Origin of the sequence: Marinobacterium lacunae (assembly GCF_000705555.1) — a bacterium.
Lineage (GTDB): Bacteria > Pseudomonadota > Gammaproteobacteria > Pseudomonadales > Balneatricaceae > Marinobacterium_D > Marinobacterium_D lacunae.
This window is the reverse complement of record NZ_JMQN01000030.1, coordinates 43805-67646: the sequence shown is the minus strand read 5'-3', so window position 1 is coordinate 67646 and position 23842 is coordinate 43805. Positions and strand designations below refer to the sequence as shown.

At 57.5% G+C, this 23842-nt stretch carries 22 protein-coding genes; 5 read left to right on the top strand and 17 right to left on the bottom strand.

Annotation, left to right across the window (positions count from 1 at the left end; all coding sequences use genetic code 11):
• Position 1 precedes the first annotated feature (1 nt).
• The 3 genes from ADIMK_RS10875 to ADIMK_RS10865 form a co-directional block, all read right to left on the bottom strand.
• Positions 2-487 (bottom strand): STAS domain-containing protein, encoded by a 486-nt coding sequence (locus ADIMK_RS10875; RefSeq protein WP_036187677.1) that lies wholly within the window; start codon positions 485-487, stop codon positions 2-4.
• A complete protein-coding gene (locus ADIMK_RS10870) occupies positions 480-1664 on the bottom strand; it encodes a response regulator (protein ID WP_197027521.1) in 1185 nt (394 codons plus the stop codon). Before ADIMK_RS10870 ends, ADIMK_RS10875 begins: the two co-directional genes overlap by 8 nt.
• Before the next feature lie 251 nt (positions 1665-1915).
• A complete protein-coding gene (locus ADIMK_RS10865) occupies positions 1916-2533 on the bottom strand; it encodes a LysE family translocator (protein WP_036187675.1) in 618 nt (205 codons plus the stop codon).
• A gap of 306 nt (positions 2534-2839) precedes the next feature.
• Between ADIMK_RS10865 and ADIMK_RS10860 the strand changes: the two genes are divergently transcribed.
• From ADIMK_RS10860 to ADIMK_RS10845, 4 genes are all read left to right on the top strand, one after another.
• On the top strand, positions 2840-4474 hold the full coding sequence (locus ADIMK_RS10860) for a BCCT family transporter (protein ID WP_036187672.1): 1635 nt from the start codon (positions 2840-2842) through the stop codon (positions 4472-4474).
• Positions 4475-4547: 73 nt separating this feature from the next.
• The gene (locus tag ADIMK_RS10855) at positions 4548-6434 is read left to right on the top strand and encodes a DUF294 nucleotidyltransferase-like domain-containing protein (protein ID WP_036187665.1); all 1887 of its coding nucleotides are present in this window, start codon (positions 4548-4550) and stop codon (positions 6432-6434) included.
• 11 nt (positions 6435-6445) lie between these two features.
• Entirely contained in the window at positions 6446-7204 is a 759-nt protein-coding gene (locus tag ADIMK_RS10850) for a 3'-5' exonuclease (RefSeq protein ID WP_081849757.1), read from the top strand.
• A gap of 88 nt (positions 7205-7292) precedes the next feature.
• Entirely contained in the window at positions 7293-7733 is a 441-nt protein-coding gene (locus tag ADIMK_RS10845) for a hypothetical protein (RefSeq protein WP_036187663.1), read from the top strand.
• A gap of 8 nt (positions 7734-7741) precedes the next feature.
• On the opposite strand, the gene ADIMK_RS10840 is transcribed toward ADIMK_RS10845, so the two are convergent.
• The 11 genes from ADIMK_RS10840 to ADIMK_RS10790 form a co-directional block, all read right to left on the bottom strand.
• Positions 7742-8878, bottom strand: a complete 1137-nt coding sequence (locus ADIMK_RS10840; protein ID WP_036187726.1) for an alpha-hydroxy acid oxidase — start codon at positions 8876-8878, stop codon at positions 7742-7744.
• Complete coding sequence (locus ADIMK_RS10835; protein ID WP_036187662.1) at positions 8878-9561, bottom strand: Fe2+-dependent dioxygenase; 684 nt, start codon at positions 9559-9561, stop codon at positions 8878-8880. Before ADIMK_RS10835 ends, ADIMK_RS10840 begins: the two co-directional genes overlap by 1 nt.
• 63 nt (positions 9562-9624) lie before the next feature.
• On the bottom strand, positions 9625-11865 hold the full coding sequence (locus ADIMK_RS10830) for a TonB-dependent receptor (protein WP_051692865.1): 2241 nt from the start codon (positions 11863-11865) through the stop codon (positions 9625-9627).
• A 127-nt stretch (positions 11866-11992) separates the two neighbouring features.
• The gene (locus ADIMK_RS10825; protein WP_036187659.1) at positions 11993-12787 is read right to left on the bottom strand and encodes an energy transducer TonB; all 795 of its coding nucleotides are present in this window, start codon (positions 12785-12787) and stop codon (positions 11993-11995) included.
• Positions 12784-13215: an ExbD/TolR family protein gene (locus ADIMK_RS10820; protein ID WP_051692864.1), complete on the bottom strand. Its 432-nt coding sequence runs from the start codon at positions 13213-13215 to the stop codon at positions 12784-12786. The genes ADIMK_RS10825 and ADIMK_RS10820 overlap by 4 nt, the downstream gene beginning before the upstream one ends.
• On the bottom strand, positions 13212-13604 hold the full coding sequence (locus ADIMK_RS10815) for an ExbD/TolR family protein (protein ID WP_036187656.1): 393 nt from the start codon (positions 13602-13604) through the stop codon (positions 13212-13214). Before ADIMK_RS10815 ends, ADIMK_RS10820 begins: the two co-directional genes overlap by 4 nt.
• Positions 13594-14487, bottom strand: a complete 894-nt coding sequence (locus tag ADIMK_RS10810) for a MotA/TolQ/ExbB proton channel family protein (RefSeq protein WP_231517039.1) — start codon at positions 14485-14487, stop codon at positions 13594-13596. Before ADIMK_RS10810 ends, ADIMK_RS10815 begins: the two co-directional genes overlap by 11 nt.
• A 241-nt stretch (positions 14488-14728) precedes the next feature.
• Positions 14729-15292, bottom strand: a complete 564-nt coding sequence (locus ADIMK_RS10805) for an acyl-CoA thioesterase (protein ID WP_036187654.1) — start codon at positions 15290-15292, stop codon at positions 14729-14731.
• 40 nt (positions 15293-15332) lie between these two features.
• Positions 15333-15653 (bottom strand): BolA family protein, encoded by a 321-nt coding sequence (locus ADIMK_RS10800; RefSeq protein WP_036187652.1) that lies wholly within the window; start codon positions 15651-15653, stop codon positions 15333-15335.
• Positions 15637-17007 carry a DUF3422 family protein gene (locus ADIMK_RS10795; protein ID WP_036187649.1) on the bottom strand — a complete coding sequence of 457 codons (1371 nt, stop codon included), beginning with the start codon at positions 17005-17007 and terminating at the stop codon, positions 15637-15639. Before ADIMK_RS10795 ends, ADIMK_RS10800 begins: the two co-directional genes overlap by 17 nt.
• A 36-nt stretch (positions 17008-17043) precedes the next feature.
• Positions 17044-17394: a hypothetical protein gene (locus ADIMK_RS10790; protein ID WP_231517038.1), complete on the bottom strand. Its 351-nt coding sequence runs from the start codon at positions 17392-17394 to the stop codon at positions 17044-17046.
• A gap of 50 nt (positions 17395-17444) precedes the next feature.
• Between ADIMK_RS10790 and ADIMK_RS10785 the strand changes: the two genes are divergently transcribed.
• On the top strand, positions 17445-18101 hold the full coding sequence (locus tag ADIMK_RS10785) for a hypothetical protein (protein ID WP_036187647.1): 657 nt from the start codon (positions 17445-17447) through the stop codon (positions 18099-18101).
• A 40-nt stretch (positions 18102-18141) separates the two neighbouring features.
• On the opposite strand, the gene ADIMK_RS10780 is transcribed toward ADIMK_RS10785, so the two are convergent.
• The 3 genes from ADIMK_RS10780 to ADIMK_RS10770 are packed head-to-tail and all read right to left on the bottom strand — an operon-like array spanning position 18142 to position 23727.
• On the bottom strand, positions 18142-21579 hold the full coding sequence (locus tag ADIMK_RS10780) for an SbcC/MukB-like Walker B domain-containing protein (protein WP_036187645.1): 3438 nt from the start codon (positions 21577-21579) through the stop codon (positions 18142-18144).
• Complete coding sequence (locus ADIMK_RS10775; RefSeq protein WP_051692863.1) at positions 21566-22327, bottom strand: DUF4194 domain-containing protein; 762 nt, start codon at positions 22325-22327, stop codon at positions 21566-21568. The genes ADIMK_RS10780 and ADIMK_RS10775 overlap by 14 nt, the downstream gene beginning before the upstream one ends.
• Positions 22327-23727, bottom strand: coding sequence for a Wadjet anti-phage system protein JetA family protein (locus tag ADIMK_RS10770; RefSeq protein WP_036187643.1), 1401 nt, complete (start codon positions 23725-23727; stop codon positions 22327-22329). Before ADIMK_RS10770 ends, ADIMK_RS10775 begins: the two co-directional genes overlap by 1 nt.
• Positions 23728-23842: the final 115 nt, after the last annotated feature.

Genomic DNA, 23842 nt, shown 5'->3' with positions numbered 1-23842 from the left:
ATCAGTGGCGTTCGCGCTCAAGCGCATCGACCACGTTCTGGAACTGCGCGCGATTATCCTCCGATAACTCGCACAGAATACGATGGGCCTCGAGGATGGTATCGGCCATCTCGGACTCGTCGGCGACATACTCCGGCAGGCTCTCCAGCGAAACCGGCTCTGCTATCCCCTGCACGATGATGCAATAGCTATCCAGGCACACAGCACCGAGCAGTTCATTGATCTCGTCATTGCTGCTGAACAGGACCGGCTTTTCTTCGCTGTTGTGTTTGAGCAGTTTGGCCGTTTTCGCCAACAACCCGATACCTGTACTGTCAATGGCGGTGACGCGGTTCAGATCAACGCAGACGCTTTGCAACGTCCCGTCGGCAAACTGGATGTCGAGAAAACGATCAAGTGGCGGTGCCAGGGTGTACCGAATCTCGCCTTCAAACTGCAGTACCAGCACCCCATCCGACTTTGCAAAGTAAACCTGCCCCTCAGCCATTGGCGGATACCCTCCGTATCGACAGAATACTCGCATCATCTATCGGCGAATCCAGCCCCAACACGCCGATCTCATTGGCCAGTTCCGGCGCATCGAGTTCACCTCTGGCCGACAGATTGCGCAACACCTCCTTGCACTCATTCAGGCTCAACTCGCTCATGGTCTCAAGCACACCGTCGGAAAACAGGCGAAGCGCAAAATGATCGCCGATACGGTGTTTGGCGCTTCGGTGTTCGGCATCCTCAAACAGACCGACAGGCGGACTCTTATCACCGACCTGGAGCACGGCATCACCGTCGAAACAGTAGGGGTAGGGAAAGTGACCACCGATGGAGTAGGTCAGCGTACTCTTGCGTTCATCAATGATGCCGTAAAAGATCGTCAGGTATTTACCGTATTCGTTCTCCAGCAGACTTCGATTGAGCGCCTTGAGCAAAGCCGATGGGTCCAGAATCGTGGCGTCGCGGTAACGCCTGAAGTCCTCCAGAAAACGGCTGACCTGGCTCTTTACGAGCACGGTTATAAGTGCCGAAGACACACCATGGCCTGATACGTCGATCATGTAGAAGCCAAAGCGGTCGCGATCAATCGAGAAGTAGTCGATAAAATCGCCGCTGAGTAACGACGAGCTCTGGATGTGATGGCTGCACTGAAACTGCCCGAACTGGCGTTTGGCCGGTGGCATCAGTGCAAACTGGATTCGCCGCCCCGCCGCTTCATCCTCCCGACGTCTGGCCAGACTCAACTCCAGATAGTCATTCGCCTCCTCCAGATGAAGCCGGTAGTCCTTGTTCTCACGCAACAGGCGACTGCGTTCGAGCATTCGCTCGACCGCGTGCTTCATCACCTCAAGATCAGGCAGTGGTTTGGTCAGAAAGTCCCAGGCACCCAGTTGCAGCGCTTTAATAGCGTCATCCATGTCACCGGTGCCGGAGACAACTATCACCGGCAGATCCTCAAAACGGACCCTTAGCCGCGCCAGTACATCCAGACCATCCATCCGACCAGGCATACGCAGATCGCACATTACCAACGCCGGCAGATCCCGCTCGCACATCGCCAGCGCCTCTTCGCCGTCGCCGCTGGTCTCAACCTCATACCCCTGACTCTTCAGGTAGAGGGCAAACATCTCCCGAATCGCGCGTTCATCATCGATGATCAGTATTCGCGTCCCCAACAGGACCTCCTTGCACCTTTGGCTGAAGCGCTTATCAACCGCCGCATCCATGCTACTCAGGACAACGCCGGTTTGCGCCGTACAGTCCCGCACGAAGGCGAGTGCGGAGCTGTCATATAGAGGGGCAGCACAGCCGTGCGCGAGACAAGGCCTGTCTCGCACAATATCTCAGTGTTTTAGTAGGATAATACTAGACACCCTGAAACATAATTTCTAGCGTATCTGTTCGCTTTTCGACCTTTGTACGAGACTCAGTGACGAGTAGCGAGATAGACTCCAGCCATTGCCATGATCGAGCCGGAGGTACGGTTCATACCCTTGACCGCTTTTGGAGAGCGCAGGTATCGACGCGCCTGCGCGGCACTGAAAGCGATCAGCATCAAACCGGCCAGCAGACCGACAAACGTCAGCAACGAGGCGATAGCGATCCCTTCGGAACTGAGTACGGTCACATCCATGAAGGTGGGCAGGAACGCAATGTAGAAGAGGATAACCTTGGGGTTGGAAGCGGATATCAGAAAGCCCTGAATAAACGCATGCAGCGCATCACGACGCCCCGCCGAGGCGTCCTCGCTCGCCTGAACAACCGGCGCGGTCCACATTTTCCACCCGAGATAGCAAAGATAAGCCGCCCCCAACAGACGAATCGCGGTAAACACCTCGCCCCAATGGGTGGCCAGTGCAGCAAGCCCCAGACACGCGAGAACCAGATAAATCATGTCGCTCACGATCATGCCCACGGCAAGCGGTACGCAGCTCCAGCTCCCGCGCTGTAACGCTCTGGCAATAAGCGCAAACACCCCGGGGCCAGGTGTAATCCCGAAGATGAAGATTGCGATCAGAAAACTGATGGCACTTTCGATGCTCATGTGTTCACTCCAAATCAAGTGGTAACGCGCCTCTGTCAATTCATCAATATGACAGGGGCAAATCATCGGACATTGGCTAAGCTTATGACTGAACTGGCAAAAAATGCTTCAGCGATCGAGGATGAGTATCTCTAATTCGGCAGCCATTCCCCCCCACCCTCAAAGTGCCCCCAAATTTGCAATGACGGTGCGCCATCCCGATACTGTGCCCAACCTGACGCCCAGGTCAACATTCTACTCCGGTAGTAACCGGCCCGAAACTCAGGTTAAAGACACTCACCCAAACCAACCCCAAGGAGAGTCGATATGGCGGATTCTAAAGATCCGATGATACCCGACGGCGAGGTCAACCCGTATGACACCGACTACCAGATCGGTCAGGACAATATCGTTGTCAACGTAGGACCCTTTGGCCTGGATATTCATAACAGGGTCTTTGCCATCTCAGGGCTGGCGGTAGTCGCCTTTGTTGTGCTTACTCTAGCGTTTCAAAATCAGGTCGAACCGATGTTCAGCGGGCTACGCGGCTGGCTGACCACCAACCTTGACTGGTTCTTTCTAAGCGCCGGTAACATCTTCGTCATTATCTGTCTGGTGCTGACGATTTCTCCGCTCGGAAAAGTCCGCCTCGGCGGTACATTGGCCGAGCCGGATTACAGCTATCTTGCGTGGTTCTCGATGCTGTTTGCCGCTGGCATGGGTATCGGACTTATGTTCTACGGTGTGTCCGAGCCGCTGTCCCACTTCTCAAGCTCGCTCGGTGGCACCAGTGTCGAAAACGGCGTGCGTACCGACTGGGCGCCGTTGGGAGCGGCAGCCGGCGATCCTGCTGCCGCTCGCCAACTGGGCATGGCCGCTACTATCTACCACTGGGCTCTGCACCCCTGGGCCATCTACGCCGTACTGGCGCTAGGGCTCGCGCTGTTCTCGTTCAACAAGGGACTGCCGCTGACCATGCGCTCAGTGTTTTACCCGCTGCTGGGCGAGTCCATATGGGGCTGGCCTGGGCATGTCATCGACATCCTTGCCGTGCTGGCGACCCTGTTCGGTCTTGCAACCTCGCTGGGCCTTGGCGCGTCTCAGGCAGCCTCGGGACTGAACTACCTGTTTGATATCCCGCTGGGTGAAACCACTCAGGTACTGCTGGTTATCGGTATTACCGGTATCGCTACTATCTCTGTACTTGCGGGCCTTGAAGCCGGTGTAAAACGCCTCTCCGAGATCAACATGATTCTCGCGGCGCTGTTGCTGCTGTTTGTGATCATCGTCGGACCAACACTGGCACTGGTGACCGGCTTCTTCAGTAATCTGGTCTCCTACCTGGAATACCTGCCGGCGCTGGCAAACCCGTTCGGACGCGAAGATTCTAACTTTGCCGCGGGCTGGACTGCGTTCTATTGGGCATGGTGGATCTCCTGGTCACCGTTCGTCGGCATGTTTATCGCACGCGTATCCCGTGGCCGCACCGTACGTGAATTCATCGTATCAGTTCTGATCGTACCCTCCCTGGCCTGCGTCCTGTGGATGACCGTGTTCGGCGGGACCGCAATTCACCAGTTTGTCGATGAGGGATACAAGGCGGTCGCTGAGGCAGAACTTCCATTGCAGCTTTTCAATATGCTGGATGTTTTGCCGATGGCGCAGATCACCTCGTTCATCGCGATCATTCTGGTGGTGGTGTTCTTCGTGACCTCATCCGACTCAGGATCACTGGTGATCGATGTGATCTCCGCTGGCGGAAAGGTCGACTCGCCGACACCTCAGCGTGTGTTCTGGTGCACCTTTGAAGGTCTGGTTGCGATCGCGTTGATTCTCGGTGGCGGGCTGGTTGCACTACAGGCGATGGCCGTCTCGACTGGCTTCCCGTTCACTATCGTGCTGTTGATCGCGTCGATTTCGGTCATCAAGGGTCTGGCGTCCGAGCCACGCCCCAACACCTGATCGCACGCCGGTAACACAAGGGCGGATAGCAAATGATCGGGCTATCCGCCCTTTTTATGGACTCGAGGTACACATGCAGGCCGAACATCTGGAGATCATCGACTTTCTGCGCCGCTACCCGCCGTTCAACGAACTGCCGGAAGAGGCACTGGCACGCGTCGCGGCCAATATCGAGGTGAGCTATTTCAAGGCCGGCACCCAAATTCTGGAGTTCAATCAGGATGTGGATGCCTGGTATGTGATCCGCAGCGGTGCCGTCGAGGTCTATCGCCGAAACGGCGACCTGTACAACCGTCTGAGTGAAGGGGGTTATTTCGGAGAATTCGGGCTTCTGCGTGAAAACCGCGTACGCTTTCCGATTGTCGCCATTGAAGATACGCTCGCCTACCTGATACCCGAGCCGATATTCCGTGAGCTGTTCGAGCAGTACGAGCGTTTCGCCGACTTTGTCGAGGTGGAGGACCGCACCCGCCTTCGCCATACGGTGGCCCGCCGTGAAGATGCCAACGAACTGCTCACCTCTCGCATCGATATGCTGATCAGCCGTGAGCCGGTCACCATCGAGACGTCAAGTACTGTCAGAGAAGCGGCGATGAAGATGAGCAGCGAGGGGGTTTCCTCACTGCTTATTGTCCATCCCGAAGGCTCAGAGGCGGATCTCAACGCCGATAACCCGATGGCGGGCATGATCACGGATCGCGACCTGCGTACCCGTGTCGTCGCCAAGGGGCTTGATTACAATACGCCAGTTACCGAGATCATGACCTCGGAACTGATACACGGCGAACACAATCAACTGGTGTTTGAAGCGATGCTGGCCATGCTCCAGCACAACATTCACCACCTACCCATACTCAAGCACGGTAGCCCGATCGGCGTTATTGCTCTGTCCGATATCATCCGCTACGAGTCGCAGAACAGCCTGTTCGTCGTCAGCCGGATTTTCCGCGCCAACAGCGTCGAGGAGCTCAGTACACTGACCGACGAGGTACGCTCCTGCTTTAGCCGCATGGTGCACGAAGACGCCAACTCGCGCATGATCGGTGCCGCCATGGCGGTAATCGGACGCAGTTTCAAACAGCGCCTGCTTGAACTGGCCGAAGCCAAGCTCGGCCCGCCTCCGGTACCCTATTGTTTCCTCGCGCTCGGGTCCATGGCACGCCAGGAGCAGCTGATCGTGACCGATCAGGACAACGCGCTGGTTCTCGACAACAGTTTCGACCCCCTCAAACACGATGCCTATTTTCTTGAGCTGGCAAGCTTCGTCAGCGACGGTCTGGCCGCATGCGGCTACAGCTACTGCAAGGGCGAGATCATGGCCACTACACCCAGATGGCGCCAGCCCCTTGCCGTATGGGAGCGCTACTTCGATGAGTGGATCGACAAGCCGACGCCACAGAGCCTGCTCCACAGCTTTATCTTCTTCGATCTGGACGGGGTCTGGGGCAAAACTGAATGGGCTGAGCAGCTTAACCGCTACATCGCCAAGAAGGCACGACACAACTCCCACTTTCTGGCCTGCATGGCACGCAATGCACTGCTGCGCACGCCGCCACTTGGCTTCTTCAAAGAGTTTGTCATGGAGCCTTCCGGCCATCATAGCCGCTCAATCGATATGAAGCGACGCGGCACCGCGCCGCTGGCGGATCTGGTACGCGTCCATGCACTTGCTGTCGGTTCTGTCTCGCACAACACCTTCGACCGCCTGCAAGACATCATCGAAGCCGACATTCTGCCCTCGGGCCGCGGTCAGGACCTACGCGATGCGCTGGAGTTTATCTCCATGGTCCGCATCCGCCATCAGGCGCTCGATCTCGATGCCGGACAGGAGCCGGACAACAAGATCGAACCGGAAAACCTGTCCGACTTTGAGCGCAAGAACCTGAAAGATGCCTTCCAGATATTGAGCAATGCCCAGAAGTTTCTGAAATATCGCTACCAGCCCGGCCGGGCGAATTAAGGAGCCTGCTCGTGTTTTATATCGGCAAGAAGAACCCGGTGAAAACCCAAGAAGAGCAACTCCCAGGATTGCACACGGCACCGGACTGGCCCGCCCGATTGGCGTCGCTGGCCGCGCAGACACGCAATCCCATCTTGAAGGCATTTTATGAGGCCGGTACCGTTGCCGCCGACACCCCGATCTCGAAAGTCCCGCTGCTGGCGATGGATTTCGAGACCACCGGCATCGACTCAACCCGCGATGAGATCGTCAGCATTGGTCTTGTCGCGATGTCGCTGGAGAGGATACGGATGGGTGAAAGCCACCACTGGATTCTCAAGCCGCGTGCAGACCTGCGCGATGAGTCGGTGGTGATCCATGGCATTACACACTCGGAAGTGGAGAGTGCCCCGGACCTCAAGTCGATTCGCCAGCAACTGCTCGAACTGATGGCAGGCAGGGTCATTGTGGTCCATCACAGAGGGATCGAACGGCAGTTTCTCGATGCAGCGTTCAAGCGGCGCACTGGTGAGGGGATCGCGTTCCCATGCATCGATACCATGGAACTCGAGGCACGCCTGCATCGGCGTAAGCGACCGAGCCTGCTGGAGCGACTGATGGGCCACAAGCGGGTTTCGATCCGACTACCCGAGAGCCGTGAGCGCTACCACCTGCCCCACTACCCGGCTCACAATGCACTGACCGATGCGCTGGCCTGTGCTGAGCTACTGCAGGCGCAGATCGCGCACCGCTTTTCACCCCAGACCCCCATCGCCAAGCTATGGAGCTAGACTCAAAACAACTGTTTTTTTAAGCACTCGTTCAGTTGTCTGCTGTCTTAATAGTAAGCACCGGTCAACCTCAAACAGGAGGTGCAACATGAATACCGGACTTACGACTCAAAATCTGCTGAGGGGCCTCACGCTGGTAATGGCGCTGTCGCTGAGCGCCTGCGTGTACGGCCCCTACGAGAGCCGAACCCGCGTTGGCGTGCATGGCTACTATGACACCGCCTACGACGACTTCTATTTCTACCCCGATGTCAGTGTCTATTTCGGGCTGAACTCGGGACGGTATTACTACCGACCCCATGACCACTGGGTCGGCGTCAAGACACTGCCGCGCACCATCATCCTGAAGCCCCAGAACCGGGTGACCATCAAGAAGCTGCCGCGCGGACGCCCGTTCGAATACTACCGCGATCACTACGACCGCTACCGCAACCACAGAGGACGGGATTGGGACAGCAACCGATACCGCGACGGTTACCGTAGCCGGGATGGGTACCGTGATCGCTACCGCGATGGTTACCGACGCTGATACCGGCGTCAGGCAGAAAAGAAGCCGGAGCGCGGTGCGCTCAGCAGCGCCTCGGGGCCAATATCGGCGATCCTCGGCGTTCCGGCCAGCGCCATGCACACCTCAAGCTCTTCTCGCAGTATCCGCAGCATATGCGCCACACCGGGGGCACCTGCCACGGCCAACGCATAGAGCTGCGCACGCCCCACCATAACCGCATCGGCACCGAGCGCTATCGCCTTGAAAACGTCAGTGCCACGCTCCACGGCGCCATCAAGCAGCAGGGTCATATCCTCGCCCACGGCCTGACGCACCGACTGGATCACTTCAAGCCCGGAGGGCACACAGTCCAGTGTTCGTCCGCCATGATTGGAGAGCACCAAACCGGATACCCCCATCTGCTGAGCGATCAAGGCATCGGCCGGCGACAATATGCCCTTGAGTACAATCGGCATCGATGTGCGTTCTTTAAGCCAGCGGATATCGTCCCAGGTGGGTGCTTCGGTCATCATGCCCTGAAACACGATACTCTGGCTGGGCTCCAGCACCGCGCTCGGCAACGGCGGGCGCTGGCGGAGATTGACCGCGTCCACGCCGGGAGGCAATGCAAATCCTGCCCGCTGGGCACGGTTTCGAATACCGTGCAGCGACGCGTCCACGGTAATCATCAGGCATGTGTAACCCGCAGCCTCGGCACGTTGTACCAGGCTTAGCGTGAAATCCCGATCCTGCTGGAAGTACAGCTGAAACCATTTCGGGGCTTCCGTCTGCGCAGCGATGGCCTCCAGCTCGACACTGGCCAGTGTGCTGACCACCATCGGCGTCTCCAGCGCGCTGGCAGCCATCGCCGTCGCGATCTCGCCCTGCGGGTGTACCAGCTTATGAAAGGCGACCGGTGCCAGCATCACCGGATGGCGAAAGTGCTCACCCAGCACTTCGGTGCAGGTTGAACCCCCGGTCACATCGACCAGTACGCGCGGATTGATCATCAGGCGATCGAACATATCGCGATTACGGCGCACGCTGATCTCATCGGCGCCACCACCAACGATGTACTGATAAGCCGCCTCGGTCATGTGGGCCGGGGCATAACGGGCGTAATCGCCAAGGCTGACAAGATCGCCCGGTATCTGGTCCAGCGGCGCGCGGGGAGTGGTTTCGGTCATCAGGTATCGGCCCATTGCTGAATCAACTTGTGGTAGAGCGCGCTCAAGCGCATCAGGTCCGCATCGTTACTCGCCTTTTCACCCGATAACGACTGGATACTGGTATCGAGATCGAAGAGCATTTCGCGCTGTTCGTGGCTGCGGACCATACTCTGAATCCAGAAAAAGGCTGCCAACCGGGCACCCGAGGTGACCGGCGCCACCCTGTGCAGACTGGTCGAGGGGTAAAGAATCATGTCACCGGCTTCAAGACGCACGCTCTGCGTCCCGTATTTGCCTTCGATCTCAAGCTCGCCCCCTTCGTAATCGTCGGGTGAACTCAGAAACAGGGTCGCTGACAGATCGGTTCGGACCCGGGTAATTGTCCCAGGCACCACTCGAATGGCATTGTCCACATGCATATCGTAGGTGCCGCCATCCCGGTAACGATTGAACATCGGCGGCAGGATCTTCAACGGCAGGGCGGCCGAGATGAAGGTGGGATTCCGGGCAAGCTTGGTCAGAATCAGGTCACCGAGCTTGCTGGCCAGAGGTGACTGCTCATCCAGCTGCTCATTGTGTTTGGCGCCCAACGCCTGGGCACCGGCAGTACGGGCTCCGTCGATCCAGTGCGCCGCATCGAGATGACGGCGTATACCCTCCACCTCTGTCCGGTCGAACACGTTTCGAATAGGCAGTATCAATCCGTACCTCCATGAAATAAAAAAGGCCGGCCGGGTCAAGCCCGGCCGGCAAGCCGTCAAAGGTTAAAACTTGTAGTTGAGGGTTAGGTTCGCAGAACGCGCATCGCCGAGGTACACGATGCTGCCACCGCGGTATACGGCGGTGTAGTACTCTTCATCCGTCACGTTCTGGATATTCGCGCGCAGGCTCAGCTGCTTGCTGAACTGGTAGGTCGCGAACAGGTCGTAGACGGTATAGTCAGGCAGTTCGATCTCGCCGCTTGCACCGGCATCCGGCTGGCCACCGAAGATCTCACTGGAATAGGTCGCTGTTCCACCAAAGGCGAAGGCGGGCGTTGCCTGATAGCGCAGCTGCGCATTGCCACTCTTCTCGGCGAAGTTAGCCTTGGGTCGACCGATGTTTTCCGGGTCGTACGACTCCAGTGTTTCGGAATCCATGATCGCAACACCAATCTGTGCGCTCAGCTTCGGTGTGATGTTGCCCGAAAGTCCCAGCTCGAGACCTTCGACACGGTTCTTGCCGGTGTTCAGGCTACCGCCTGCGACATAAGAGTCGTTGCCGCCTTCGATAACATCATCCTTGGTTGTTCTGAAGACCGCTGCCGTGAACAGCATCTTCTCGTCCATGAGATTCCATTTGGTACCCAGTTCCAGATTTGTGGACTGCTCAGGATCGGCGCTGCTGTAGTTACCGTCCGAGTCAGTACACAGGCCGCCGTATCCGCAGTTGCTGCCCGCATCGGCTTCGCCGCCGTTGATGTTGGAGGAGGTGCTCCAGCTCGCATAGACATTGCCATGCTCCCAGGGCGAGTACACCACACCCAGATGCCCGTTCATGAAGCCGTCACTGAATGCGTATGACGCCGCCGGAGTGATCGAGCCGCCCCGGCCTGCACGCTCGGCGGTATCCAGGTTGTAATCGAAGTAGTCATAACGGACACCGGCAAACACTTCCCAGTCTTCGTTAAGGGTTACAGTATCCATCAGGTAGGCGGAAACTGTTTTCAGCTCCAGATTACTGGTGGCATCACTGCGCTCAACCGAGCCCTGCCACAGATCATTGTCAGCACTGTACGGGCTGATGGTGAAGCTGTTACTGGTCGTCACGCTGTAGTTACCGGCATCGACGCCCTCTTTGGCGAACTCTACGCCGGCAACAATGGTATTGCGTTTGCCAAACAGTTCTTTGTCGAGGATCAGGTTGGTCTGGTTGCCGAGGTAGTCGTTCTCCTGCCAGCCGGTGAAGCTGCGCAACCCGCCCGAACGTGAGCTGTAAGCCGATACAATGTATTCGTTAACGGTTTCGCCGATACGGGTCTTGTTCTGCAACTTAACGCCACGGCCAAAGTCATGTTCGACACCGAAGGTGAAGATATCCGCCTCACTGCGTTGGAAATCCAGACCGCTCTGTCCCACGTAGTCGTATTTATGGATTTCACCTGTATCACGATCCAGTGCGTAGCCAGGATCGGTGCGATCATCGCCGCGGTAGTAGTAGTAATCGGCCGAGAGCACCGTGTTGCGTCCCGGCTGGTATACGCCGGAGAGCAGGAAACCGTCCCGTCGCTCGCCAGCCGGTGCGCGATCGGGCGTGTCCGCTTCTGAATACAGCGCGTTAAAGCGCACACCCAGATCACCGGTAATAACACGGTTGGCATCCAGCGTATAACGCTTGTAATCACCGGTGCCTATCCCCGCCTGCAGGTTGAGGAAATCATCCTCCATGCTGGCCTTTTTGGTAACCGTGTTGATAGCACCGCCGGTGGAGCCACGACCGGCAAAGGTTGAGCTCGGGCCTTTACTGATCTCAACCTGCTCCAGCGCAAAGGTATCGCGGCTAATCAGGCCCGGTTCACGCAGACCATCGGTAAATACATCGCTGCGTGCCTCATAGCCGCGGATGATGTAGCGGTCGCCAAAGGAGTTACCGCCTTCACCGGTGCCGAGCGTAATCCCGGGCTGGGCGCTGAGAATATCCTTGAGTTCGGTTTTGCCTGAATCTTCGATGCTGTCCTTGGTCAGAACCGTCATCGTCTGTGGCGTATCAGCGATATCCCGCGTGCGGCGAGCATCGGATGTGCGCTTGGCTTTATACGGGGCATCCGGCTCAGCGTAGGGGTTGGAGTCGGCAGCGATACGGCCGTCTTCAATCAGCAATGTATCCAGTGCCACCTCTTCGGCATGCAGAGTTCCCATCATCGCTGTCGATATAGCGAATGTAAGTGTTCCCGCCATGGTAACCGGGCCGCGCAATGGGTTGCTCCCGCTGTCGGACGGTCTATTTTTAACCTTCAAATCAGCCATTATCCTTCCTTTCGAAAATAGTAATCCATACACCTTGAACAAACGTCCGGTGCATAAAAGACAGTGTTTTTTGGTATCCGTATAAACGGCGTATTTGACGGCTTTAAACTGTATTTACGGTCCTTTTTTAGGACTCTAGTGCGAATTCCACTGGCAGTGTTATACGTATCTCTTCCTGAGTCATTTCACTGGGAAATTCAGGTAGCGGTTTCGCTTTTAAAAGCATATCAATCACCGCATCATCGAGTTTCTTATAACCTGAGCTTTCGCTTATTTTGTACTCCAACACCTCGCCTTTTCGGTTAACCAAAAAGGATATTTTGGCGACGCCCTCCTGCCCTCGCCTACGCGCGGCAATCGGGTACCGCTTGTGCCGGGCCAACTCCGCTGCCACCTTGGCAAACCAGGATTGTCTGGCGGCGGGACTGCCTCCCTGAGTCAGCGCATTGGCACGACCTGTACTCATTTTCTGCTGAGCTTCACGTGTCGTATCGGCTTTCTCGGCCGGCGCGTCGCGTGTCTCGACAGGTACGGGCTTCTCGGTTGGTTTCGTGTCGGTTACCACCGGTTTGGGCTTGGGTTTCGCGATCGGCTCCTTGGCCTTGACCACCGGTTTCTGAATCGCCGGTGGCGCAGGCGGCTCCTCAACCACAGGCTCCGGCTGTTCTACAGGCTCGGGATCAGGCGCTTCGACGACCTTTTCGGGTTCTGGCTCGGCAGCCGGCTCGACCGTTGCTTCCTCAAGCGTCTCGCTCGCTTCGCCGAGATCCCCCAGCATGCCGAGATCGATCTCAATACCCTGCTCGCCCTCATCTTTCGCACCGTCCTCTCGATCACCGGCCAAAACCACCACCAGTAATGAGAGATGCAGCATCAGCGCCAGCGACAGCGCGATTGTCCAGTGCCGCTTGCCCAATGTCATGAATCAGACTCCGACAAACGGGTGATCAGCGATACGCGCACCAGACCTGCATCCCTCACCTGTCGCAACAGTGCACGAAGCTCGGTAACCGGTAGATCGGCATCAACTTTTACGCGAACCTGAAGGTTATCCAGATCCGAATATTCAGCGAGCTTATGCTCAATAGCCGATTTTAAACCCGCCACTTCAATAGTCATATCATCTATATATAAAGCACCGGTTGAGGTCATTATAAGATCTATTGAATCCTGATCTTGAAGCTTCGCGTCATTAACCGATTCAGGAGGGTCGGTTTTAACCACATCGGATTTTGAAACCTGACCCGCCACCATAAAAAAGATCAACATCAGAAAAACGATATTGATCAGGGGAATCACATTATCGTCTGTACTATCACGTCGCCCGATCTTTCCTGTATCGACAATCACGGCAACACGCCTCCAAGCGAAACATTCTCGGCCCCGGCCAATTTCAACGCATCGACCAGTCTGACCAGACTCTGGGTATTCACCCCCTCAGCCACATCGATACCGAACACCCCGGGATGCGCCGCCACCACTGCAGCCAAACGCGCTTGCTGCGTCAGCACCAGATGCTCTCCCTCAATGCTGATGCTGCCCTCGTTATCGAGTAGTCGCACCACACTGACCTCCTTGGCCTGCGACGTGGCAGCGGTTGGAATCGGCAGATCCAACTGACGCCACTGGGTAAAGCTGGAGGAGAGCATGAAAAACAGCAGCAGGATAAACACCACATCAATCAGGGGCGTCAGGCTGATCCGTGCAGGCTTACGCGCAGCCCCGGTATCAAGCAGCATGCCTTAACACCTCGGGCTCATCCTTGCGCTTTCCCAAGAACACCTCGGAGGTAAACACCCGGGTGACGGTATCATTCATCAGCACCGCAACACGCTCGACTTTACGCTCGAGCCAGTTGTGGATCGTCATCACCGGAATGGCAACAGCCAAACCGACCGCCGTGGTCAGCAGCGCCTGCCAGATACCACCGGAGAGCACAGAAGGATCCACCTGGCTTCCGGCTGCCTCCATCTGCTGGAACGCGACGATCATCCCAAGCACGGTCCCCAACAGCCCCAGAAGCGGGCTCAATGTAGCGATCACCTCCAGCGGGCGCAGAAAAGCACGCATCTGGTTGAGGCGAAGCGTCGCGACCCGGCTCAACTCCTCACGCAGCAGCTCCGCATCACGCTTTTCCTGCCGTCCGCGAATCGCCAGTGCTACCAGCTCGGACACCGGTCGACGTGTATTCAAACTCGACAACGCCGCTTCGACGTCACCTGTTTGCCACTGTGTCAATGCGGCCTCGGCATTCCGGGCGCTCTCGGCACGAAGACTCGCGAACTGCCAGATTTTGAGCAGCACAATCGTCAACGCAACAACCGAGAACGCCATCAGAATCCAGACAACAGGGCCACCGACGGTCAGAAACTCAATCACCCGGTCACCCAGCTGTGTCTGCAAGCCCTGCTGTACGATAATATCCGGCTGCATGGCATCTACAGGCGTCGCTGCAGTATCAAGCACGCCAACATCCGGAACGCCTTGGACAGCATCAACCGGCAGCGCCTGATGCATATCGGCTTGCGCAGCCACCTGATCGACGGGCATCTGCGATGCAGCCGCGTCGGCGCCCTCTACCTGTACCCCGTCACCGGCTGCTACCAGCTGATCGTTTTCCATATCCGCCAATCTCCTGAACAACACATCTAAACAACAACGCCAATGATAAACATTATCATTACTGTTTAAAATACTATTTTTGAAAAATATATGAACGAAGCGCGCGAGTTGCTGTCGCGCGCCAGAGTCCGGGATAGGCAAACAGCGCTACGCGCAGGACGCGTGCGTTGACCGATGATCGTAAATCAGGATGGGGGAATTAAGACCCGCCCGGATTCGGGCGGGGTTGGCCGTCTCGCATTTAGCGAGTGCGGGCGAGCTGGCAGTTTTGTCCGTCCAACTTGTGCAGCTCTTTCTCGATATCCAGCGCCTTGCGCGCGGCTTTCATCTCGTCGCGGTGATGCTGCTTGAACTTGCGGCGCATCATCCCTTCCAGGAACCGCTTCACCTCAACATCTTCTTCCAGAACCAAACCGGGAATCTGCACCGGTTTACGCGTCTCTTCATCCACGGCCACCATAGTGAAGTAGGAGGTATTGGTCGGCTTGACGACGCCGTTGTGGAAATCTTCAGACACCACCTTGATCCCCACTTCCATGGAGGAACGTCCGACATAGTTCACCGACGCATGCAGGGTCAGCAACTCCCCAACCTCAACCGGGTTGAGGAAATCCACGGAATCGATGGACGCCGTCACGCAGTAACAACGCGCATGGGACGCTGCACAGGTATAGGCGATCTTGTCCATCAGCGACAGGATCACGCCGCCGTGAACCTTGCCGCCAAAGTTGGCGTAATGTGGGACCATCAGCTCTTTGAGTGTGGTTTGTGAAGCTTTTACCGGGCGGTACTCCTGCTCGGACACAGCGTGGCTCTCCTGTCATCGGTATCGATTTAACGCTCTATCAGTGCTTATCAGCCTTGGAGCCGCCCATACAGTTAGGCGAAGCCGGCACAAACCCTTGTGACTCCTGCCACTCAGCCGGGGTGTGCAGGTGCATTGCCAGGGCATGAATGGGGTTCTGCATCAAGTCCGAGAGCAGTCCGTAGATCATCTGGTGACGCTGCACCAGACGCTTGCCCTCAAAAGCAGAACTGACAGCAACCAGCTTGAAGTGGGTATCCATACGATCGCCCGAGTGCATATGGCTCTCATTTTCAAGCCGGTACTCGATCAGCTCCAATCCATCACTCAGGCGCTGTTTGATTTCAGTTTCGACGCTCATGGCGCTTTTTCCTCGCTTTCACCTCGTGCAGCTCATCGACGGACAGATCCGTTTTGGCGAGCTCATGGAAGTGATGATGAATTCGGCGTGTCGCCAGCCAGACAGCCAACAACACTACAGGAACCATAATACCCGTTGCCACCGCTTTATCGAATGCAACACCTGCACCGTAGAGCGCCTCGAGCAAATATTTCACCAGGCCCACCAGATAATAGCTGATCGCGGCAACGGACAACCCCTCCACCGTATGCTGCATCATCAGCTGAATTTTAGAGCGCTTGTCCATGGAACTCAGCAACTCACGGTTCTGGTGCTGGATCGCCATTTCAACCCGGGTACGCATCATGTCCGAGACCCGGTCGACACGACGTGACAGGTCTTCCAGACGCTCACCAACCCCCTGACAGGTACGCACGGCCGGCAGCAGACGCCGACTGAGAAACTCGGTAATCGTCAGATGGCCGGACACCTCATCCTCACGTAGCTCCTCCAGCCGGCTGATGATCAGATCCGCGTAGGCGCGAGTGGCGGTAAATCGGAAGGTCGTCTGAGCCCGAAACGCCTCGATCCTTGCGGCCATCTCGGTCAACTCAGAGAGCAGTGCGCTCTCATCGGCCGCACCGTTCTCCGCCAGCGCTTCGGTGATCCGCGCCAGTTGGGTATCCATCTCACCCAATATGGGCGCGGTATCGCGGGCGACCGGCAGCGCCAGCAGGGTCATCAGACGGTAGGTTTCGATCTCCACCAGGCGCTGTAGCAGACGGCCAAGTTGGGAGTCGCTCATCCGCTTGTTGTAGATCAGCAGACGCCCGAAACCATCGGAGTGCAGTTTAAAGCTGGTCCAGACCCTGGCATCTCCGTTCTGCGGGCTGGAGCCGACCAGGCGCATCTGCTCAAACCAGGGTTTGACCTCGTTGGGCTCAGGTTCGGCTGCCTCGCGCGCATCCTCGATGGCGACATGTAAAGCCGCAATCACGGTACCCGGGAGCTGCTCCAGCCAACCGGCGGGCAGTACGCTGATCCCCTGCTCTGAAAACGGATCTTGCCGCGATGCCGGAGCCAGGTTGGTAAAGGTGTAGCTGGTGAATTCCAGATGCTTTTCCCAGCGGATCCGCAGCTCACCGAAGGTCTGCTCGTAACACTGCGTTTCCCGGGTCGGGACCTCATAGCCAAGCAGCTCATGCAGCTTCTGCAGGTGTTTGAACTGTTCGCGCTTCTGCTCCTCGTTCACCTGCAGTGCAAGATGGGTGATACGCGCAGGGCTCGGTATAACCTGAAAGGGGCGCGAGTGCAGCTCGTCGTAGAGCATATCGCGCAAGGGGTGTATATCCAGATGCCGGATCACATCCTTCATCGTACTTACTCCATCACTCTCGGCGCAGCCGCACAGCTATGCCAACTCCGCCCGCAATAGCGGCTCAGAGGAAATATCAAAGGCCAGTACCTGGGGCTCGGCTTCGAACCATTGCTCAAACATCATCTGGCTCAGTGGTGCAGGCCAATCGTCACCAAACTCATCCCAGGCCGAGAGCTCATTTTCGAAAATCGTGCGCCAGCCTCTGCCCAACGCCTCGACAAAACCACTCTCCTGCTCCACCTCATCGATCAGGTAGACCGTTCCCTCCATACGCAGGGTGGCCAGATCGATCTCCTCTTCCGGCGCCACACGGGCCGCCCAGTCAGCCAGCGGCTGCTTCGGACGAATCACTATTGCGGATCGGTTCAGTAACTTGATCGTCATCGGTCCATATGTCCTTTAGAATATCGACGAACCCCATAGGCTCATCGCACATGATTATTCGTGTATTACCGGAGCTGGAAAACCGCGACCAGTGGCTCGCGTTTCTGCGCCGAGAACAGCCCTACTGCCTGATAGAACAGCCGGAGTGTCTGGTCGATTTCCAAACCAGCTTCCTGCAACTGACGCTGTTCAATCAGGACAACCGCGATCCCGAGCGCTACACCCTGGGTGCCCGCAGCTCCATGCAGCCTGCCTGGGATCTTATCCGCGGTTGCAACTGGTCGCTACGCGCCATTATCAAGGGCCTTCAACAGCTCGATTTCAACACTAACGTGCGGGACAACGCACTGCTGGGCCTGCACGGCGATGTCAGCGTACGCAAGCGATTCGCCAACGAGCGCAATCTGCTGTCACCCACGGCATCGGGCCTGCTACATCCGCTCGATGCTCTGCCCGAGCAGTGGTCCGGAGATGCCCTTTGCCGCCTGCTCGCCAACGAACAGTGGCGAGACTGGCAATCGGAGAGCGAGGGAGAGAACCTGAGCCCCCGCGCTCTGCTATTGGCGCTGCAACAGAGCTGCGAGCAGTGGCAGGTTGCCCGCCGCGGCGAACGCCTGATACTGCGCCACGCCGGTACACCAATGGTGAGTTTCATACCTGACTCAAGCCCGCCGGCTCCCCGCCTGACCGACCGAGGCATCATATAGAGAGGGGAGCCAACGGCTCCCCTCTCTATACACAGCCGGATCAGACCAGTTCAGCCTGATCTTCATCCTCACTTTCAAGCTCTTCACGCGGCATCAGTTTATAGGGGTGGTCTGACGCCAATAGCTCCTTGCCCCGTTCCGTGGGGAACTCCACGTCAATATCGACCACGCGGCCATCACGGCAGACGTTGATGATCGTATCCATGCAGGATGACAGCAATGAGTACTTCTCATCCGGCGCGGCAATGATCGTCTGCAAACCGAGGTCGGACATAAAGCCCAGTGAGGTGACGGTGTTCTCCGAGTCGAGCTTGTTGAACGCCTCATCGAATACCGACAGGCTAAAGCCACCCACCGGCTTGCCGTCACTGCCCTCTTTCAACCGGTAGGTCGCGCCCAGTGCCGCCGCCATGGCAACGTAGAACGGTACCTGGTGCTCACCACCGGAACCGGTCTTGATACGCTGGGTCAGCGTGGTCTTGCGGTTACCCTGCAGGTCCTTCACCACCAACTCGAAATTGTAGAAGTTACGGTAATCCTGCAACAGGCTACTTTCGCCCTCATCCTTGAGTACGTCATGGATCTTGGCCAGCGCGTTGCGGTGAGTGCTGTCACCGGAGTGCTGCAGATCGAACAGTGAGCCGACATTGGCCTGATCCATACGGGTATAGGCCTCGACCAGCTCGAGGATATCCTTGAGCTCCGGGTTGGGGCTCATCTCGAAGCTGTACATCTCCTTGTGAAACGGACGGTTCTTCAGGTGGGAGTTCAGCTCGCGGATCAGATCGCGAATCTTGTTGATCTGGTCGTTCAGGTGCGCCACAAAGTCGGAGCGGAAGGCGGTTTCCGCTTCCAGGCGGGCGCGTTCGGCTTTCTGCGCATACTGCGCCAGCTCCGATTCACGCAACGCCTCGACGGTGCTGTCGACAAACTTCTCCAGGTCCTCATGGGTAGAGTCGGGGCCGATCTTGTCGAGTTCCTGATGACTCATGCCTCCGCCGTGATAGCGGGCCTTGTACTGGGCCACGGCATCGCGCACACCGTTTTTCTTCTTCTCATGCAGCTGAAGCTCGGACTGAGCCTTCTTCGCCGCTTCGAAGATGATACGTTCCAGCTCGCCATCACAGGCTTCGTCAAGATAGTCACGCTTCTCCTGCGCAGACTGGGCATCGAACTCGCCCTTCTCTTCGCAGACGGTACGGCGCTGAACGTGCTCAACCAGCTCGCCATCAAGCGCTTCGACCAGTGCGTTATCCTTGATGATGTTGGTACGCACCTTCTGCAGCTTGTCCATCAGGGACTTCTGCTTGCTCTCGACAGCCTTCTGATGCTCTGCCAGCTCGGCGATGCGCGCCTGAATGCCGGAATCGTCATGGTTGCGTAGATCGGTGATCGCCTGCTCGAAGCCACGCACCTCGCCGCTGAGCTGTTCGCGCTGGGTACACAGATCATATACCCGCTCGTTCACGCCCATCAGGCCATTGGCCAGACTGATCAGCGAGTCGCGCAGCTTCTCCAGGGTTTCATGCTTCTTGCCAAGGGTGGTGAACTCCTTGATCAGCTCATCTACCTGACGGCCCTGCACCTGCAGTTGGTCGCCGCGACGGCGGATGCCCATGATCGGGCTCAGCTCGTTGATCGCAGTGGTGGAGCCCTCGGACTGCAACATGCAGTCATAGGTCAGCGCACGCTCATGCCGCAACAGCTCATTTTCGGTCTCCACCGCCATCACGCCGCCCAAGGCGCGGTTCATGTAGGCGCGGGCATCGTCGTTGTCGGTGTCGATAAACTGCGCCAGTGAGCCGTTCTTGGTCCGGTTGAGCCAGTCGCCACTCTTGGTGGTATTGATGATACGGCAGCCCTTCAGGTGGCGACCCTTGCGACGGTACAGCGTGATCGCTTCCTTAACCCGGTCCGGGGCCACCACCAACGCTTCGCGTCGGGCGCCGAGGAAGGACTCGATGGCGATACGCCACTTGTCGTCGTTGATATCGACCAGCTCACAGATCGGTGTCGACTTGATGCCATACCCCTCCAGCAGCTCCATCAGCTCGCGGGTGTTGTGGCGGATCGGCGCCCGCCCCTGCTGCAGCTGCTCGACGGCGCTCTTCTGGTTCTGGATGGTGCTGCGCAGCTCGTTGATACGGATCACCGACTCCTCGTAACGGCGCGATACCGCCTTACGCACCGAGTCGATATTACCGCGCAGCTGCTCCAGGGTGTTGTCCACCTCCACCGGGGAGATCGGCCAGGCCTCGGCCAGCACATTCTCGCCGGAGCGCCACAGCTCCACCGACTGCGCCACCACCGGGCGGAACGCCTCGGGCAACATATCGGTATGATCAGAGAAGCTGACTGTGGTACGCAGCAGGCTATAGACGCTTTGGATACGGTCTTTGACCACATTCAGCTCGTGCTGGTGGGCACGAATAGAGGACTCAAGCGCATTGATCTGATGGGCTGAATCGGAGGTATTGAGCTCCGCGCGGGCATTGGCCAGATCCTGAATCGCCTTGTTCAGCGCTTCGCTGGTTTCGGCCAGCTCAACCTGCAGCGTTTCTTCCTGTTCCTGCGACGTTTCAAGACGCTCGGCAGCCTCCTCCTTCTTGAGGTCGGCCTGCTCGAAGCGACTCTCGTGCACAACCCACTCATACTCCACCGAGTTGCGCAGGTTACGGCTGATGCCGCGACACATCTCCTGCACTTTTTCCAACTCGGTAATACGGTTGGCAACCTCCTGGGTCTTCTGCTCCATCGCGCGGTATTCGTCGAGTGACTTGCGGAAGGCGCCGACGTGGACAATGTTCTCATCGAGCACGAACTCGCGCACGAATCGGGTCGGGCTGTCGATCGGCACAAACTTCAGCGCGTTCTTGAAGTTCTTGACGAACTTGTCGTCGTCGTTGGGCATCTGCGGATCGTGACTCAGGTGTGTCACCATCTCTTTGACGAAGCGTGCCGCACGCTTCTCCAGAATCATCTCCGGGCACTGCTTGAGCAGACCGTCACGCACCTCATTCCAGGCTCTCGGCATGCGACCGCTGCCCTGTTTGACGGTGAAGTCATCGAGCGTCACCGAGAAGTTGGGCAGAATAAACCGGCCGAGAATCTCTTCATCGGCACTGGCGGTGGATGCGCTGATAGCGATGCCGACACAGCTCTCCTGCGCAGTTTCGGTATCGAAGAAGCTCATCGCCAGATAGGAGATCGAGTCCTCACGGGCGTTGCCTTTCTTGCCCATATCGTCGAGGAAGCCAAGACAGTAGGTACGCAGCGAGCGCTCGCTCTTCTCACCCGCCGAGGCGTTGAAGCTCAGGTGGCGCTTGTGGCCACCCATGAGAACGGTCTGCATGGCATCGAGTAGCGAGGATTTACCGGAGCCGTTAGGGCCGACGATTGCCACGTTACCCTTGATCGGAATCTCCATGGCCCCCAGCACATACCAGTTGACCAGCACCATGCGATTAAGCTGTTTCATTGCTGCGCTCCCCGGCTGTTTCCTCTTCGCTTACGTCTTCGGCGGCTGACTGATCGGCCGCAGGTTCCGGTGGCGTTTCGACGCTCTCGCCTTCGCCTGCCTTGTCCTCGGCACGGCGGTTATGCTCGGCCTCATCCTCGACCGGTTCGTCCGTCTGTTCCCGATTATCGATATCGCAGAGCGCTTCAAGCTGGCCGATATAATCCTCGACCACCACCTGGCGGATGGTCGGGTTGATGCGGATCGGCACGTTTTTAGGATCGGTCTCGTCGGACTTGCCACGCTCGATCACACCGTGACGGGTAAACAGCGACAGGATCTCCTTGAGACGGGTCTCATTGGGAATCTCCTTGCCGGTCAGCGTGTCATACAGGCGCAGCAGGTCGTCAGAGGAGCTGAACGCCTTGCCATCCTCCACCTCGAAAGACTCAAGTTTCGCCTCATAGATCTGGCGCAGGCAGAGCAGCAACAGCGACTCATCAAGTCGCAGGCGCAGCACGCGCTCCTCGCCCTGTGGCAGGATGCCCAGATAGGCCTCGTCCGGCTGGTAGATCAGGCTCCAGCCGATGGCGGCAAACAGATTGCGGAAATAATCCACATTGCCGGCAATCAGAAAGTAGTGCTCGCGGTGCACAGGGCGGTCCGCGTAGAGGAACTGACTGGTCAGCAGCAGATTGGCGGCACGGATAAAATCGTCCGGCTGATGCTGTTCGTTGCGGGAAACGACTTTTTGCAGATCACCTAGCATTATTGGGTCCTGTGAATCACGAAGCCACGACACTCCACCATATCGGCGACGTTGACGTAGCGGTCTTCAAACTGAATCTGGTAGCGCGTAGCGGTCTTGCGCGCCTTCTTGCCGAGCGAGTTCAGGTGGCGCACGTAGCTAAAGCAGATGTAGTCTTCGATGCTGTCGATTCGGAACTCCGTCGCGTTGAGCTGATCGCGCCCAGCAAACTGCTCCTCAAGGTAGGCTTCGATCTTGTCCACCTTGACCTCACGACGCTCTTTCCACTCTTTGAACAACTGTCTGAGTGCAAGTACCTTCGGGTCGATTTCAGCCTGGGTGATGATGCGCGGCTTGGTCTCAATACGACGGCGGATCGGCGAGCGTACGCTTGAGGGCGAGATAAAGCCGACCTGCTCAAGGCTATCAACCAGCGGAATATCGCTCTCGTCCTTCTTGGCCAGCTCGGCAATCAAGCGCGACAGACGCGCGGCCATACCTGGCGTGGTCTTGTCCATGTAGCGCACGGTGTCGGCCACGCGCTTCTCGAGCTGATAGCGGAAATCGTCAATGGCCGCCAGACGCTGATCCACCGATTCGAAGATGCGGATGACGCGGTTGATGTGCTGCTGTACCAGCGCTTCCGCCTCCTCCACATCCAGCTCGTACTGCATCTGATAATGCTCGGCGAGCTGATCGAGCTTGAGCGGATCAAACTGCAGGTCGCGCATCATCGACAAAATCTGGCGGCGAAAACGGAACGGGTTGTTCTTGGTCTTCAGCGTCTTATAGTCGGACACGAGGATGTGTTCGACAAAGCGGTCGAAGAAGCTGCGCACGACCTCCTGCGGGGTCAAGCTATCGGCCAGGCTGATCTTCAGCTCACGGAGGCCCAGCAGCATATCGGTCAGGTGGGCACTGAAATCGGCTGCTGTCTGCGCGGCCTCCTCCAGTGCAATACCGCGCCCGACAGGATCGGACACTGCCGACTCCAGAGAGCTGAGTACGTTGAGCACCGCACCACCATAACTGCGCTTCTCCAGCTTGGAGATCGACGCCAACGATCGCAGCAAATAACTGTTCGCCGGCGACATCAACACATAGGTACGGTAGATCCGCTGCTCCTCTTCGAGCCATCCGGTCTGCACCAGACGCCGGTAGATCCGGTTGGTGTAGTCGGCACTGGAGAGCGGCAGGTCGCCGTCGTTTTCGTCATCCGACTCGACGGCCCAGCGTCGAATACCGTAGCGCACGACCGCATTCTCGATGGTCGAGCGCACCAGATCCTTGGGGATAAACGGATCGATCAGATCCTCATCAAAAAACAGATCCGCCAACTCCAGCAGCACCACCTCGTAGATACGGCGGTTCTGGCCGGACAATGGCAGGAATATGTCATCCGGAAGCTTATTGAAGAGCACTGAATTCGGGTCCACTCGCTTAGCTTTAAGAGAGCGATTCTAACGGAAAACCCGGCACGGGATAAGGGTTGACCGTCCCCCTTTCAGGTATCGGCGTCAGGGGCTGTCTGTTTGT